This is a genomic window from Microbacterium sp. SCPM-O-B-15248 (M128) (assembly GCF_058214835.1).
Genome location: NZ_JBYQLI010000012.1, coordinates 45167 through 59884, shown reverse-complemented (window position 1 = coordinate 59884; position 14718 = coordinate 45167). Strand labels below are relative to the sequence as shown.

The following is a 14718-nucleotide window of genomic DNA, read 5'->3' as shown; positions in this document are numbered from 1 at the left end:
GGCCGAGGCGCTGGCCCGATCGGGACCCCGGATGCCACGGGATCGGGCTGAGGAGGATTACGACCGCCTCTACGAGCGGGCGCGCACGATCCTCGAGGCCGAGGCTGCGCGGCGCGACCTCACGATCGATGCCGTGGCCCTGCGTCTGGGCACCGGGCGACGGCGTCTCGAGCGGGCCTTCCGCGTGCACGGCGAGTCGCCGGGCGACGTGCTGCGGTCTCATCGGCTGCGCCTCGCGGCGGCTCTGGTCGACTCCGAACGAGGCCTCGGTCTGGCTGAGATCGCCGAGATGGCCGGATTCCCGTCCGGACGCGCGCTCAGGGACGCGTTCACCAAGCACGGCGTGACAGACCCGCATGACGCCGGGGGAGTACGCTCACAACGTCGCCGGGAGTGATCCGGCGCACGCGGTCGTGTCTGAACCCGGGAGGAGACCGATGGATCTCGCTCCCACGCGCGGTGCCGCCACCATCGAAGAGGTGGCCGCTCGAGCGGGCGTCTCGCGCTCGACCGTCTCGCGCGTCGTCAACGGCTCGACCGCCGTTTCGCCCTCTGCGCTCGAAGCGGTGCGCCGTGCGATCGAGGAACTGCAGTACGTCCCCAACCGCGCTGCGCGCTCGCTCGCGAGCCGCCAGACGCGCGCGATCGCGCTCGTCATCCCCGAGGACACCGACCGGTTCTTCGGCGACCCGTTCTTCGGGTCGATCGTGGCCGGCATCGGCGAGGTGATCGGCGAGTCCGACTACGTCATGAACATGCTCATCGCCAGCGATGACGCGAGCGCCAAGGCGCTCGGCTACCTCCGCAGCGGGAGCGTCGACGGCGCGATCGTGGCCTCGCATCACACCAGCGACACCTTCGTCGACCGGCTCGCGGATGCCGTGCCCGTGGTCTACGGCGGACGTCCGGCTCGCGTGCGCGACACCGACCACTACGTCGACGTCGACAACGTGCAGGGCGGGCGCGCCGCGGCGCAGTACCTCCTCGACCGCGGACACCGGCGTATCGCCACGGTGGCCGGTCCCTCCGACATGCCCGCGGGGATCGATCGCCTCCGGGGCTTCCGCGACGCCCTCGCCGACGCCGGGCTCGAGCCCGCCGCCGCGGAGGACGGCGACTTCACCGAGGTCGGGGGTGCCGCCGCGATGCGCCGGATCCTGGCATCCGGGAACCTCCCCGACGCGGTGTTCGTCGCGAGCGACCTGATGGCCCGCGGCGCATACACGGCGCTGCGCGAGCACGGACACGAACCGGGGCGCGACATCGCGGTGATCGGCTTCGACGACTCCGCGGTCGCCACCTCGCTCGTGCCCGCGCTCACGACGGTTCGGCAGCCCTCCCACGATCAGGGGCGCCATATGGCGATGATGCTGCTCGACGTGCTCGCCGGGCGGGCGACCCCGAACTCCGCGATCCTGCCCATCGAGATCGTCCCGCGCGCCTCGGCCTGACCGGCGGCGGGCGATCGAGCACATCCCTCGCGGCGCGCGCGGTGGCCAGACGCTACCCTGAGCGCAGCGCCGCGCGGATACCCGAGTCCACGCCGGCGCCGAGAGGATGACATGCGTCGTTGGAGAAGCCTCGTCGCGGCCGCCGCACTGATCGCGGTCGCCGGTCTCGCAGGGTGCGTTCCCGAGGAGGCGACGCCGGTGGCCTCTGCCACCTCGACCCCGTCGGTGACCGTCGTCGTCCCGAGCCCGACGCCCACCCCCTCCGTGTCGGAGACGGCGGCGAGCGTGGCGTCGAAGATCCCGGCATCGTGTGACGATCTGGGCACCGCGACGAGCCGCGCCGAGACCGTCGGCGCACTCACCGCCCAGCACGCCGACGGCTTCGTCCGCCCCGCCCCCGCGGATGCCACGACCGTCCTGTCGTGCAACTGGATCCAGGAAGAGGCAGCCGCCGTCCTGCTGATCGTCAGCACCGCGAGCGACGCCGCCGTGACGCAGGGCATCGCGGGGCTGGCATCCGAGGGGTACCAGTGTCAGGCGGCGCAGGACTTCGGGGCGCAGTACTGCGCGCGTCCGGGTGACGCCGCCGACAGCGAAGACGTCATCGTCGCGCGCGACGACGTGTGGATCTACCTCGAGACCGTGAACGTCAACGCGCGCGCTTGGCTGTCCGACATCGCCGCGCAGATCTACGGCTGACGCTCACTCCCACGTCGCGGTGTCCGGATCGACGCCGTGCACGCGGGCGTTCGCGTCGATCGCGTCCCGCAGCCACACGGCGAGGCCCTCCCGAACCCCGTCGTAGTGCGCCGTGAACCGGGGGTCGGCGGCGTACATCCGCCCCAGGCACACCTGCATCTGCCGGCTGACCGGGAAGAACGCCGAGACGACCTCGCGGTGGCGTTCGACCAGGGCGTTCGCGGCGGCCTCCCCGGGGCGGACTCCGGATGCCAGGGCGTCGCCGAGTTCCCGGTCGAGCGCCGCGACCGTCGCGGTGACCTCCGCCCAGTCGCCCGCGGTGCGCGCCGCCGAGCGTTCGGCGTACTGCTGCCACTGCTCGGACCCGCGGTAGCGTTCGGCGGCCTCGGCGGGCCACGCGGTGTCCCAGTCGGGACCGAAGGCGGCGGTCTGCTCCTCCTCGGACAGCAGGATGCCGCGCTCTTGCGCCGCGATCATGCGGGCGAGGTCGTCGTCGAGGTCGCGCAGCTGCTCCATGCGCCGGGAGAGCTGGGCCCGCTGGACTCGGAGCTGAGCGGCGACGTCGCCGCCGGGCTCGTCGAGCACGGTGCGGATCGCCTCGAGGTCGAGGCCGAGCTCGCGGTACACGAGGATCCGGCGGAGGCGCTCGAGATCGTCGTCCGTGTAGAGACGGTAGCCCGCCGCGGAGCGGGCGGCGGGCCGCGCGAGGCCGATCTCGTCCCAGTGGTGCAGCGTCCGCACGGTCACACCCAGGCGCGCGGCGGTCTCGCCGACGGCCAGGCCCCGCTCACTCATGGTGCCCATTGTCGTCGCCGTTGCCGATCCCGACGCGGCGGAGGTTCCGCCCCTCGGTGCTCTCGGGGTCGAACACCTTCGCCGCCGTGAAGATCACGCGGGTCCCCTCAGGCGTCCGCACCTCGATGTCGCGCGTGTTCCAGGGGCTGTCGGTCGGGGCGGCCTCGACGCCGACGTCCCGCAGCGCGGCGACGATCTCGGGCACCTGACCGAGCACGCACGCGAAGCTCACGCTCGCCGCCGAGGCGTGCGCGTCATCGTCCGCCGCGACCAGCAGGACGTCCTGGAACGCCCACCGCCGCAGGTGCACCATCCGACCCGGTATGCCGAACAGCTCGAAGAAACCGAGCCCCCGCGTCCAGAAGTCGACGGACGCCGCCAGATCGCGCGTCGGGACGGTGACGAACATCGGCATCCCGTAGATGCCCCGGAACAGCGGCGGAGCCACGGCATCCGGTCCAGGCGGCGGGACGGGGCTGGTCGCGAAGGCGTCGGAGAACTCGCTCATGCCTCCAGGCTCGGGCCTCACGCCGCGTGAGGGTCAAGCCGAGGGGCGGCCCTTCGGGGGCATCGGCTGCTGGTACACGTCGGGAATGTCGTCGCCGTCGGCATCCACGTCCTCCGCGAGGGCGAGTTGCTTGTAGCGACGGTTGCGCACCAGCAGCACACTGGCCGCCAAAAGGGATGCCAGGAGCGAGGCGACCATGATCGCGATCTTCGCGTCGTCGGTGTGCTCCGAACCCGCGGGGAAGCTGAGCTCGGCGATCAGGAGCGACACGGTGAAGCCGATGCCCGCAAGCAGGCCCACGCCGGCGAGGTCGATCCACTTCAGCGCCGGGTCGAGGCGGACCTTGGTGACGAGCGTGAGCACGCGCACGCCGAGCAGGATGCCGAGCGGCTTGCCGATCACGAGACCGGCGACGACACCGATCGTGACGGGGTCCATGATGGCGCGGGCCAGACCCTCGCCGCCGCCGACCGCGACACCCGCGGCGAAGAACGCGAAGATCGGCACGGCGATGCCCGCCGAAAGGGGGCGGAAGCGGTGCTCGAACTGCTCGGCGAGGTCCATCCCGCGGATTTCGGGCTTCCGCTTCGACGGCGCCACCGGGATCGTGAAGGCCAGCGCGACACCGGCGATCGTGGCGTGGACGCCCGACGCGTGCAGGAACGCCCACGCGGCGAAACCGATCGGAAGCAGCACGACCCACGCGGCCCACGGCGTACGCGCGAACCAGGCGCGGCCGCGGTGCGCGATGACGCCGTAGATCACGACGAGCACCGCGAAGATCGCGAGGGGCACGAGCGAGATGTCGCTGGTGTAGAACAGCGCGATGATCGCGATCGCGATGAGGTCGTCGACCACCGCGAGGGTGAGCAGGAAGATGCGCAGCGGCCCCGGCAGGTGCGAGCCGACGATCGCCAGGACCGCGACGGCGAACGCGATGTCGGTCGCGGCGGGGATCGCCCAGCCGGCCAGCAGGCTCGGCTGCGACGAGACCACGGCGACGTAGATGAGCGCGGGCACCGCGACGCCGGCGGCGGCGGCGGTGATCGGCACGATCGCCGTGCTGAAGCGGCGGAGGCTGCCCACGACGATCTCGCGCTTGAGCTCGAGACCGACCATGAAGAAGAAGATCGCGAGCAGTCCGTCGGCGGCCCACGCTCCGACGCTCAACTCGAGGTGCCACGGCTCGTACCCGAAGCGGAAGTCGCGCAGGGCGAAGTACGCGTCGGAGGCGGGGGAGTTGGCCCACGCGATCGCGGCGATCGCCGCGACGACCAACAGCATGCCGCCGACCGCTTCGCGGCGGAGCAGCGTGGTGACGCGGTGGACTTCGGCGTATCCGGGCCAGCGCGGCGCGCGGACGTCGTTCTCTGTCATGGCATCCATTCGGGGTCGATCGACACGATCGTCGACCAGACTTCCCGACACGCCTCGACCATTCTACCGGGACGTGGCTGAGCGAACCGCTCGGCGCGGGTCGCGGCGGCGCCGTCAGTCCTCTTCGGGGTTGAAGTTCGACGCTTGGTCGGAGTGGCCGGCCGCGACGCCGTTCGGGGCGTCGGGGATGGTGCCGTCGGCGCCGAGGCCGCCGGGCTTGGGCTCGCCGTCCGTCGGCGAGACCTCGACGTCGGCGCCTTCGTAGGAGTCCTCGTCGGCGGCGGCCTGCGAGGGATCGGTGTCGGATGCCATGAGCATGCCCTTCTCGTCATCGATGGCGGGGCGTGCGAGCGCCGTCGCCGGGATGGCCGACGCTACCGATGCCCACCGCTCCCGCGAACCGGCTTGCGGCTCCGCACCGCGTGTGCTGCGCCCCGCCGCCGGAAGCTCGCGAAGTCGCCGAACGCCGTTTCGTGGGCGCTCGGCGCAGGATGCCGCGCCCCGGGGCGTCAGGACGGGTCGCCGCCCAGCGGACCCACCGCGGGGATGGGGCCGCCGTCGTCGGCGCCGGTCTTGCGGGCGCGGGCGATGGCGTTGCCGAGGTGGTAGATGACCAGGGCCGCGACCGAGCCGAGCACGATCGCACCGAGCTGGAAGTCGCCCCACTGCATCGTGAATCCGGCGATCGCGAGCACGAGGGCCACGGCGCCGGTGTACTGATTGACGGGCCGCGAGAAGTCGACGCGGTTGTCGACCCAGATCTTGATGCCGATGATGCCGATGAGGCCGTACAGCGCGGTTGTGACGCCGCCGAGCACCCCGGCCGGGATCGTGTTGAACACCGCCCCGATCTTGGGCGAGAGGCTCAGCACGATCGCGGTGAGACCCGCGACCCAGTACACCGCCGTGGAGTACACCCGCGTCGCCGCCATGACGCCGATGTTCTCGCCGTACGTCGTGGTGCCGGAGCCGCCGAACGTGCCGGCGAGGGTCGTGGCGGCGCCGTCGGCGATCAACGCACGCCCGGTGGAGCGGTTGGCCGTGGCATCCGTCATCGCCGCCACGCCCCGCACGTGACCGACGTTCTCGGCCACGAGCACGAGCACCACGGGGAGGAACATCGCGATCACCGACCACGTCTGCGGCGAGGCGAAGTCGGCGACCTCGAACGTGGGCCACCCGACCCATGGGGCGGCCTCCACGGCGGCGAAGTCGATGAGCTGCTCACCCGTGGCCGCTTGGATCAGCACCGTGGCGACGTAGCCGACGATGACGCCGAGGAAGATCGAGATACGCCCGAGGAACCCGCGGAACAGCACGCTGAACAGGATCACCGCGACGAGCGTGATCGTGCCGGGGAGCGGCTGTTTCTCGAAGTTCGACCACGCGACGGGCGCGAGGTTGAAGCCGATGAGGGCGACGATCGCGCCGGCGACGACGGGCGGCATGACCTTGTCGACCCAGCCGAGCCCGACGAACTGCACGAGGAACCCGATGGCCATGAGCAGGATGCCGACGGCCACGATGCCCGCGAGGGCGGAGCCCATCCCCGCGGTCGCGGTGGCGGCGGTCACCGGCGCGATGAACGCGAACGACGACCCGAGGTAGCTGGGGAGGCGGTTGCGGGTGACGAGGAGGAACAGCAGCGTCCCGACGCCCGAGAACAGCAGCGTCGTCGACACCGGGAACCCGGTGAGTACGGGCACGAGGAACGTCGCGCCGAACATCGCGATGACGTGCTGCATCCCGATCGCGATCGTCGCGCCCCAGTTCAGGCGTTCGCCGGGGCCGACGACCGCGCCCGGGGCGACGGTGCGCCCGTTCCCGTGCAACTTCCAACGGAACATGTGTCTCCTCGAGGGGGGTGATGTCGCCCAGATCACGTGATCTCGGCGAGAGTACGGCTTATCGAGCGTCGTGACGCGTACGTTCGGCCAGATCACGTGATCTGGCGCACCCTGGCGCACCCCGGTGCACCCGGGCGCACCCGGGTCAGGACGTCAGGCGGGCGAGCAGCTCGGCGTAGCGGGCGCGAGTGCGCGTCACGATGTCCTCGGGGAGGGCGGGGGGCTCGCCCTGCTTGTCCCAGTTCGCGGCGAGCCAGTCGCGCACGATCTGCTTGTCGAAGCTCGCCATGCGCTCCGCGGGGGTCGTGCCGGTGCGCCAGGCCTCGGCATCCCAGTACCGCGACGAGTCCGAGGTCAGCACCTCGTCGGCGAGCGTCAGGACACCCGCCGCGTCGAAGCCGAATTCGAACTTGGTGTCGGCGAGGATGAGCCCGCGCTCCTCGGCCGTCGCCGCGGCGCGGCGGTAGATCTCCAGCGACGCATCGCGCAGCGCGGCGGCGGTCTCTGCGCCGACGAGCTCGACGGAGCGCTCGTACGTGATGTTCTCGTCGTGCTCACCCATCGGCGCCTTGTAGGCCGGGGTGTACAGCGGCTCGGGCAGGCGGTCGCCGTCGCCGAGCCCCTCGGGCAGCGGGATGCCGCACACCGTGCGCGTCGCCTGGTATTCGGCCCAGCCCGACCCGGTGAGGTAGCCGCGCACGACGCACTCGATCGGCTGCATGTCGAGCGACCGCACGAGCATCGCGCGTCCGCGCACGGCATCCGGGATCAGCTCTTTCGCTTCGTCGCCCTGGAGCACGTGATCGGCGGCGAGGTGATTCGGGATGCCACGGCCCCCGTCGGCACCGGCGAGCCGGTCGAACCACCACAGGCTCAGTGTCGTGAGCAGCACGCCCTTGTCGGGGATGCCGGGCTCGAGGACGTGGTCGAAGGCGCTGACCCGGTCGCTCGCGACCACGAGCAGGTGCGCGGGAGCGGCGCCGTCGGCGATGTCAGCGGGGACGTAGAGGTCGCGGACCTTGCCCGAGTAGACGTGGCGCCAGCCGTCGAGCGCGAGAGGGGGAGCGGGGTTCACCCGCTCATTATCGCGGGTCGTCCGTGGCGCCGACGGTCGCGCCGGCGGAGATTTTCCCATATCGCCGCGCTCGGCGCCCGCCCCCGTGCCCCGCGGGGGCGTCTCGCTACCGTTGAAGGATGACCGAGGCGAAACCCGACACCGAGGTATCCATAGACCCCCACGCAGGCAGCTCCCACCGCACTCTGCGCGGCTGGGTGTTTTGGCCCGCCGCCGCGATCGCGCTCGCGTTCATCGCGTTCGCCCTGATCTTCCCGTCCGCCGCCGAGGCGGCCTTCGGCACGTTGCAGACCGCGATCGTGTCGGCGTTCAACTGGTACTACGTGCTCATCGCCGCCTTCTTCGTGGTGTTCGCGCTCACCATGGGGTTCAGTCGTTTCGGGCGGATCAAGCTCGGCAGCGACGACGACGAGCCCGAGTTCTCGACGATGTCGTGGTTCGCGCTCCTGTTCGCCGCGGGCATGGGCATCGGCCTGGTCTTCTACGGCGTCAGCGAACCGCTCAGCCACTTCGCGTCGCCGCGTCCCGGCGTGGAGGGCACCCCGACGCAGCTCGCGCAGCAGGCGATGTCGCAGACGTTCCTGCACTGGGGCGTGCACGCGTGGTCGATCTACGTCGTGATCGGACTCGCCCTGGCCTACGCCTTCCACCGCCGCAAGCGCCCGCGCACGATCCGCTGGGCGCTCGAGCCGATCCTCGGTGCCCGCCTCGTCCAGGGCGGGTGGGGCAACGCGATCGACGTCGCGGCGCTCGTCGGCACACTCTTCGGCGTCGCCACTTCGCTCGGCCTCGGCGTCATCCAGATCAGCGCCGGCCTCGACTTCCTCAACGTCGTCGAGCCGTCGATCATCAGCCAGGCGATCCTCATCGGCATCATCACGGGCTTCGTGCTGTTCTCGGTGCTCTCGGGCGTCGGTCGGGGCATGAAGTGGCTGTCGAACATCAACCTCGTCCTCGCGGGCGTCCTCATGCTGTACCTGCTGTTCGCCGGGCCCACCGAGTTCCTGCTCCGCGACGTCGTGCAGTCCATCGGCAACTACATCCAGAACTTCGTCGGTCTCTCGTTCACCGTGAGCGCCTACACCGGCGACGCGGGCGTCGCGTGGCAGGGGGCGTGGACGGCGTTCTACTGGGGCTGGTGGATCTCGTGGGCGCCCTTCGTGGGCATCTTCATCGCGCGCATCTCGCGCGGTCGCACGGTGCGCGAGTTCGTCACCGGCGTGATCCTCGTGCCCACGCTCGTCGGCATCCTGTGGTTCACGGTGCTCGGCGGCTCGGCGATCTACGCGGAGTTGACCGGTTCGGCCTCCTTCATCGGTGCGGACGGCACGGTCGACGTGTCGACGGCGCTGTTCCAGATGCTCGAGACGGTGCCGGGCTCGGTGTTCCTCACGGTCGGGTTCCTGATTCTCATCGGGATCTTCTTCGTCACTTCGGCCGACTCCGGCGCGCTCGTGATGAGCATGATCGCCACGGGCGGCGACGAGGAGCCGAAGCGCTGGGTCCGCGTGTTCTTCACCCTCGCCACCGCCGTGATCGCGTTCGCGCTCCTCGTGGCGGGCGGTCTCTCGGCGCTGCAGACCGCGGCCATCAGCATCGCGTTGCCGTTCAGCCTCGTGCTGCTCGCGATCTGCTGGGCGACGGTCGTGGCGTTCCGTCGAGAGCTCAAGGCGTACGACAAGGTCGAGCGGGCGCAGCTGCGCGACCAGATCGGCGAGCACTACGGCCTCGAGGTCGAGGAGGCGAACCAGCGCGGCATCTTCGGCCTGCCCGCGTGGTGGAGGCGCCGCCGCGCGGCCTCCCACGACACCGAGCAGGACGTGCCGGCGTCGTAACCGGGGTTTCCCCCTTTCCCTCGTGTCCACGACGCGCGGATGCCGCCCTCCGCGGCCCGCGCGTCGTGGACACTCGCCGTTTACCCGATCGACGCCCCTCATCTCTCCGCCGTGCTGTATAGTCCGTGTGGACTAGTCGACACGGACCATGGAGGGGTGGATGCCGCAACCCACACGACTCACGCCGCTCGCGGTCGTGCTGCTCGCGACCCTGCGCGAGGGCGACATGCACCCCTACGAGATCATGCGGCTCCTGCGCGACCGCCGCGACGACCGTCTCGTTCCGCTGCAAAAGGGCACGATCTACCACACGATCGGTCGCCTCGAACGCGAGGGGCTGATCGCCGAGGTCGGCGTCGACCGCGACGGAAACCGCCCCGAGCGCACGACGTACACGCTGCTCGACGCCGGACGCGAAGCCGTGGACGTCTGGGTGCGCGCCGAGCTTCCGCAGATCGACCGGCCCGGCGATTTCCGCGTCGCGCTCGCCGAAGCCCACAACCTCGAGCGCGACGAGGTCGTCGCGCTCCTCGACCGGCGGCGGGACCTCCTCGTCGCCTCACGCGACGTGCACCGCGACGGGCTCTCTCGCGCCCGCGACCGTGCCGTCCCGCACCAGTACATGGTCGAGGTCGAGCGGCAGGCCGTTCTCCTCGACGCCGAACTCGCCTGGCAGGACTCCCTGCGCACGGACCTCGTCGACGGCACCCTGCCCTGGGTCGTCGACGAATCCACCGACCACCTCGAACGACTCCGTGTCTCGAAGGAGACCCTCGCATGACCGACTCCCGCGCCGCCTCCGTGGCATCCGCTCCCCCCGAACGCAGCCCCTGGCCGGCCCTCTGGGCTCTGGTCATCGGCTTCTTCATGATCCTGGTCGACACCACGATCGTCTCGGTGGCCAACCCGGCCATCAAGGCGGCCCTGGACCCGTTGACCAACAATCTCGACAACGTCGTGTGGGTGACCAGCGCCTACCTGCTGACCTACGCCGTGCCACTGCTGGTCACCGGACGCCTGGGCGACCGCTTCGGCCCCAAGAACATCTACCTCGTGGGTCTGGCGATCTTCACCCTCGCTTCGCTCGCGTGCGGTCTGGCCTCCTCGCTCGAGGTGCTGATCGTCGCCCGTGCCGTGCAGGGGCTCGGTGCCGCACTGATGACGCCGCAGACCATGGCTGTGATCACCCGCACCTTCCCGCCCCAGCGCCGCGGTGCGGCGATGGGGCTGTGGGGTGCGACCGCCGGTGTCGCGACTCTCGTGGGCCCGCTCGCGGGCGGCCTTCTCGTGGACGGCCTCGGGTGGGAGTGGATCTTCTTCATCAACATCCCCATCGGGATCATCGGCTTCGTCGCCGCCGTCGTGCTCGTGCCGCAACTGCCCAAGACGTCCCACAAGTTCGACCTCGTGGGCGTGGCCCTGAGCGCCCTAGGGCTCTTCCTCATTGTTTTCGGACTGCAGGAGGGCGAGCACTTCGACTGGGCGGCCTGGATCTGGGCGATGGTCGCCGCCGGCGTCGTCGTCATGGCCCTCTTCGTCTGGACGCAGGCGCGCAGCAAGACCGAGCCCCTGGTGCCGCTCGATCTCTTCCGTGACCGGAACTTCTCGATCGCCAACCTCGCGATCGCCGCCGTCGGCTTCACCGTGACGAGCATGGCCCTGCCGCAGATGTTCTACCTGCAGCTCGCGCGGGGCCTCACTCCGACCGAGTCGGCGCTCCTGCTCATTCCGCTCGCGATCCTCTCGGGCGTCCTGGCGCCGTTCGCGGGGAAGCTCCTGGACCGCACCGACCCGCGCTTCCTGCTCGTTCCCGGGCTGCTGCTTGTCGGAGGCGCCCTCGCGCTGTACGCCGCGCTCATCTTCGGCGACGCCCCGATCTGGGCGTTCCTGATCCCGTCGGCCCTCATGGGCGTCGGCAACGCCGGGATGTGGGGGCCGCTCGCCACCACCGCCACGCGCAACCTGCCGCCGCGGCAGGCGGGCGCCGGTGCGGGCATCTACAACACCACCCGCACGGTCGGGTCGGTGATCGGTTCGGCATCCATCGCCGCCTTCATGCAGGCGCGGCTCGAGGCAAACCTGCCCGGAGCTGGGGATGCCGGGGCGAGCTTCGGCGGCGGAACCCTTCCTCCGCAGATCGTCGAGGGCTTCTCGACGGCGATGGGGCAGTCGCTTCTGCTCCCGATCGGCGTGATCCTGCTCGGTCTCGTCGCCGTGCTGTTCATGCGACGCCCCGCGATGCTGCGTCCCCACGGCGCTCCGCGCGACGCGGCCCCGGCGGAGGGTGCGCCGGCTGCGCGGCCGGCCGCCGCTGCCGCCGCGGGTGAGTAACCCGCCTCAACGCGGAAGCCGCCGCACCCTCGGGTGCGGCGGCTTTTCCGTTCCTCCGGGCGTGGGGACGGGTCCGGTGGAGGTGTGCGACGAGAGAGTCTTCCCATATTCATTTATACGGCGCTATAGTGAAATTCTCACCGCCCACCTCCCGCGTTCAGGAGCCATCGATGACCACTTCCGCCACGACCATGGAGTCGGCCGTCACGGCCGACGGTCGCGCCTCATGGCCCCGCACCGCCGGCACGCTGATCGTCACCGGGGGAGTGCTGCTCACCGCGGCCACGGCGCTGGAGATCGGGACCGACGTCGCCACCTCGCCCGTCGCGGCGGCGGCGTTCTGGGCGCTGTTCCTCACTAGCACACTGGCGCACGTCGCGGCGATGTTCCCTCTCGCCCTCGGGCGCGGCGACGGACGCGGGGCCGTCGCGTCGTCCACGCTCGGCAAGGTCGCGCTGCTCGGGTTCGGTGCGTTCTTCCTGGCCAACCAGAGCATCTACCTCATCACCGCCTATCTCTGGCCCGACGTCGAACCCGTCGCAGGGCTCGCGCCGTTCCTGGTCGCGATGAGCGCGGTCCAGGGCGTGCTCCTCCTGATCGGCGGCATCGTGATCGCTCGAGCCGGGGTCCTGCGAGGTGCGGCCCGGGGTGCCATCCTCGCGTTGGCGCTCGTCGGATTCGCGCTCGGCGTGACCGTGAACGCCAGCTCTGTCGAGGCGGTGACGGACACGATGTACTTCTTCTCCACCGGTGCCCAGATCGTCGCCGGCATCCTGATCGCCCGAGCGACCGTCACGGCGGCCGAGTAGCGTTCTCCCGTGCCGCGCAGCTACCACTCCCCTCAACGGCAAGCCGATGCCGCCGCCACGCGCGCGAACATCGTCGACGCGGCGGCCCGGTTGTTCGTGCGAGACGGGTATGTCGGGACCTCGATCAAGGCGATCGCCGCCGAGGCAGGGGTTTCCGTTCCCACGGTGCACCTCAACGGGCCGAAGCACGGCCTGCTCATCGCCGCCTTCGAGCGCACTTTCGCGGGCGACGAGGGGCGGCACTCCCTCGCGGAGCGACCCGCGCTCGTCGCCATCATGGGCGAGCCCGACACCGGCACGGCCATCGCCCGCTACGTCGACTTCCTCATCGAGGCGAACCAGCGCTCGGCCGGAATCGTGCGGGCGATGCTCGCCGCCGCCGACAGTGACGCCGAGGTGCGCGCCGCCTACCTCGACCTCGAGATGCGGCGCCATCGCGACATGACCATCGCGGCGGGGTGGTTCGTCCAGCGGGGCCGGATCCGCGACGACCAGCTCGGCCGCGGCGCCGACATCCTCGGGCTGCTCACCGGCCCCGATCCGTGGACGCACTTCGTGGTCTCCCGCGGATGGGAGGTCACGGCCTATCGATCGTGGCTCATCTCGCAACTCCTCCATCTCGCCGATCACCTCGGCGTCACCGTCGAGGCCCCCGCCCCCGGCGCGGAGGGTCTTCTCTCGGAAAGACCGTCATGACCTCATCCGCGCTGCTGTGCAGCATGCCCGCCGTCGGCCATGTCGGCCCCCTGCTCGTCGTGGCCCGAGAGCTGCGGCGACGCGGGTGGCGCGTCCGCATGCTCACCGGATCCCGCTATCGCGGGATGGTCGAAGGCGCCGGCGTCACGTTCCTCCCGCTTCCCGCCGAGGCCGACACGCTCGACGGGATCGGTGCGGGCGAAGACGAACGGGACCGTGGCCTCGCGACCATCAACCGAGGTGTCGAGCGCGCCTTCGTCGACCCGGCCGCCCCGGCCGCCGCGGCCCTCGAGCAGATCCTGCGCGACGAGCCCGCCGACGTCGTCCTGCACGACATGACGTTCCTCGGCGTGCAGACGCTGTTCAGTCGACCGCGGGCCGCTCGGCCGCTGACCGTCATGTGCGGTATCGGTCCGGCGGGATTCTCCAGTCGCGACACCGCCCCGTACGGGCTGGGCATCACGCCGCTGCGCCGGTCCGTGCTCAATCGTGCCCGCAATCGGGTGCTGGGGGTGACGGCGAAAGCGGTTCTGCGTCCGGTCCACCGTTCACTCGACGTCTTCCTCTCCGGTGTCGGTGCGCCGCCTCTGGCGGGAGCGTTCTTCATGGACGTGCTCTCCCGCAGCGACCTGCTCGCTCAGTTCACCGTGGCGGAGTTCGAGTATCCCCGCAGCGACGCCCCCGAGAATCTCCGCTTCTTCGGCCCCATGGACACGGCCGCGACGGAGCCGACCCCGGTACCGTCGTGGTTCGCCGATCTGGACGCGCAGCTCCCGCTCGTGCACGTGACGCAAGGGACCGTCGCCAACACCGACTACAGCGAAGTCATCCTCCCCACCGTCGCGGCGCTGGCCGACCTTCCCGTACAGGTGGCGGTCACCACGGGCGGTCGTGAGCTGTCGACGCTGCCCGAGCTGCCGGCGAACGCGTTCGCCGCGCGATACTTGCCCTACGACGAACTCCTCGCGCGCACGAGCGTGCTCGTGACCAACGGTGGCTATGGCGGTCTGCACCACGCGATGCGTCACGGTGTGCCGATCGTGATCGCCGGCGACTCGGAGGACAAGGTCGAGACGTCCGCTCGCGTGCAGCACGCCGGGGTCGGGGTGAATCTCCGCACGGGTCGGCCGAGCCCGGATGCCGTCCGCTCCGCGGTCCAGCGCATCCTTGCCGATCCGAAGTACGCGGCGAACGCGCGGCGCATCGGAAGGTCGATCGCCGCCGCACCCGGGGCCGCCGGTCTCGTCGACGACATCGAGCGGATGCGTGCCACGAGGGAATGAGGCTGCCGGGCT

15 protein-coding genes are annotated in these 14718 nt (G+C 70.8%); 9 read left to right on the top strand and 6 right to left on the bottom strand.

Annotated features, from left to right (window positions below; genetic code table 11):
* The 3 genes from AC3E6M_RS16585 to AC3E6M_RS16575 form a co-directional block, all read left to right on the top strand.
* A partial coding sequence (locus tag AC3E6M_RS16585) for a helix-turn-helix domain-containing protein (protein ID WP_490530559.1) occupies positions 1–397 on the top strand: 397 nt, incomplete at its 5' end.
* 40 nt (positions 398–437) lie between these two features.
* The gene (locus AC3E6M_RS16580) at positions 438–1451 is read left to right on the top strand and encodes a LacI family DNA-binding transcriptional regulator (protein ID WP_138176569.1); all 1014 of its coding nucleotides are present in this window, start codon (positions 438–440) and stop codon (positions 1449–1451) included.
* 111 nt (positions 1452–1562) lie between these two features.
* Entirely contained in the window at positions 1563–2150 is a 588-nt protein-coding gene (locus tag AC3E6M_RS16575; RefSeq protein WP_138176572.1) for a hypothetical protein, read from the top strand.
* 3 nt (positions 2151–2153) lie between these two features.
* On the opposite strand, the gene AC3E6M_RS16570 is transcribed toward AC3E6M_RS16575, so the two are convergent.
* The 6 genes from AC3E6M_RS16570 to AC3E6M_RS16545 form a co-directional block, all read right to left on the bottom strand.
* On the bottom strand, positions 2154–2945 hold the full coding sequence (locus AC3E6M_RS16570; protein ID WP_490530558.1) for a MerR family transcriptional regulator: 792 nt from the start codon (positions 2943–2945) through the stop codon (positions 2154–2156).
* A complete protein-coding gene (locus AC3E6M_RS16565; RefSeq protein ID WP_490530557.1) occupies positions 2938–3453 on the bottom strand; it encodes a VOC family protein in 516 nt (171 codons plus the stop codon). The genes AC3E6M_RS16570 and AC3E6M_RS16565 overlap by 8 nt, the downstream gene beginning before the upstream one ends.
* Positions 3454–3486: 33 nt before the next feature.
* Positions 3487–4830 (bottom strand): Na+/H+ antiporter NhaA, encoded by a 1344-nt coding sequence (nhaA, locus tag AC3E6M_RS16560; protein WP_490530561.1) that lies wholly within the window; start codon positions 4828–4830, stop codon positions 3487–3489.
* A gap of 114 nt (positions 4831–4944) precedes the next feature.
* On the bottom strand, positions 4945–5142 hold the full coding sequence (locus AC3E6M_RS16555; protein ID WP_490530556.1) for a hypothetical protein: 198 nt from the start codon (positions 5140–5142) through the stop codon (positions 4945–4947).
* Between the two features lie 197 nt (positions 5143–5339).
* Entirely contained in the window at positions 5340–6677 is a 1338-nt protein-coding gene (locus AC3E6M_RS16550; protein WP_490530555.1) for a uracil-xanthine permease family protein, read from the bottom strand.
* Between the two features lie 145 nt (positions 6678–6822).
* Complete coding sequence (locus tag AC3E6M_RS16545) at positions 6823–7812, bottom strand: phosphoribosylaminoimidazolesuccinocarboxamide synthase (protein ID WP_490530554.1); 990 nt, start codon at positions 7810–7812, stop codon at positions 6823–6825.
* A gap of 59 nt (positions 7813–7871) precedes the next feature.
* On the opposite strand from AC3E6M_RS16545, the gene AC3E6M_RS16540 reads away from it, so the two are divergent.
* From AC3E6M_RS16540 to AC3E6M_RS16515, 6 genes are all read left to right on the top strand, one after another.
* Complete coding sequence (locus AC3E6M_RS16540) at positions 7872–9587, top strand: BCCT family transporter (protein WP_490530553.1); 1716 nt, start codon at positions 7872–7874, stop codon at positions 9585–9587.
* 160 nt (positions 9588–9747) lie between these two features.
* Complete coding sequence (locus tag AC3E6M_RS16535) at positions 9748–10368, top strand: PadR family transcriptional regulator (protein ID WP_490530552.1); 621 nt, start codon at positions 9748–9750, stop codon at positions 10366–10368.
* Positions 10365–11918 (top strand): DHA2 family efflux MFS transporter permease subunit, encoded by a 1554-nt coding sequence (locus AC3E6M_RS16530; RefSeq protein ID WP_490530551.1) that lies wholly within the window; start codon positions 10365–10367, stop codon positions 11916–11918. Before AC3E6M_RS16535 ends, AC3E6M_RS16530 begins: the two co-directional genes overlap by 4 nt.
* Positions 11919–12088: 170 nt before the next feature.
* Positions 12089–12727: a hypothetical protein gene (locus AC3E6M_RS16525; protein ID WP_138176603.1), complete on the top strand. Its 639-nt coding sequence runs from the start codon at positions 12089–12091 to the stop codon at positions 12725–12727.
* 9 nt (positions 12728–12736) lie between these two features.
* Positions 12737–13423, top strand: a complete 687-nt coding sequence (locus AC3E6M_RS16520; protein ID WP_138176606.1) for a TetR/AcrR family transcriptional regulator — start codon at positions 12737–12739, stop codon at positions 13421–13423.
* On the top strand, positions 13420–14706 hold the full coding sequence (locus AC3E6M_RS16515) for a glycosyltransferase (RefSeq protein WP_490530550.1): 1287 nt from the start codon (positions 13420–13422) through the stop codon (positions 14704–14706). Before AC3E6M_RS16520 ends, AC3E6M_RS16515 begins: the two co-directional genes overlap by 4 nt.
* The last annotated feature ends 12 nt before the right edge of the window (positions 14707–14718 follow it).

Coding starts and splice junctions, on each gene's coding strand:
- AC3E6M_RS16580 (WP_138176569.1), top strand. CDS start 438: ATGGATCTCGCTCCCACGCGCGGTGCCGCCACCATCGAAGAGGTGGCC.
- AC3E6M_RS16575 (WP_138176572.1), top strand. CDS start 1,563: ATGCGTCGTTGGAGAAGCCTCGTCGCGGCCGCCGCACTGATCGCGGTC.
- AC3E6M_RS16570 (WP_490530558.1), bottom strand. CDS start 2,945: ATGAGTGAGCGGGGCCTGGCCGTCGGCGAGACCGCCGCGCGCCTGGGT.
- AC3E6M_RS16565 (WP_490530557.1), bottom strand. CDS start 3,453: ATGAGCGAGTTCTCCGACGCCTTCGCGACCAGCCCCGTCCCGCCGCCT.
- nhaA (WP_490530561.1), bottom strand. CDS start 4,830: ATGACAGAGAACGACGTCCGCGCGCCGCGCTGGCCCGGATACGCCGAA.
- AC3E6M_RS16555 (WP_490530556.1), bottom strand. CDS start 5,142: ATGGCATCCGACACCGATCCCTCGCAGGCCGCCGCCGACGAGGACTCC.
- AC3E6M_RS16550 (WP_490530555.1), bottom strand. CDS start 6,677: ATGTTCCGTTGGAAGTTGCACGGGAACGGGCGCACCGTCGCCCCGGGC.
- AC3E6M_RS16545 (WP_490530554.1), bottom strand. CDS start 7,812: ATGGGAAAATCTCCGCCGGCGCGACCGTCGGCGCCACGGACGACCCGC.
- AC3E6M_RS16540 (WP_490530553.1), top strand. CDS start 7,872: ATGACCGAGGCGAAACCCGACACCGAGGTATCCATAGACCCCCACGCA.
- AC3E6M_RS16535 (WP_490530552.1), top strand. CDS start 9,748: ATGCCGCAACCCACACGACTCACGCCGCTCGCGGTCGTGCTGCTCGCG.
- AC3E6M_RS16530 (WP_490530551.1), top strand. CDS start 10,365: ATGACCGACTCCCGCGCCGCCTCCGTGGCATCCGCTCCCCCCGAACGC.
- AC3E6M_RS16525 (WP_138176603.1), top strand. CDS start 12,089: ATGACCACTTCCGCCACGACCATGGAGTCGGCCGTCACGGCCGACGGT.
- AC3E6M_RS16515 (WP_490530550.1), top strand. CDS start 13,420: ATGACCTCATCCGCGCTGCTGTGCAGCATGCCCGCCGTCGGCCATGTC.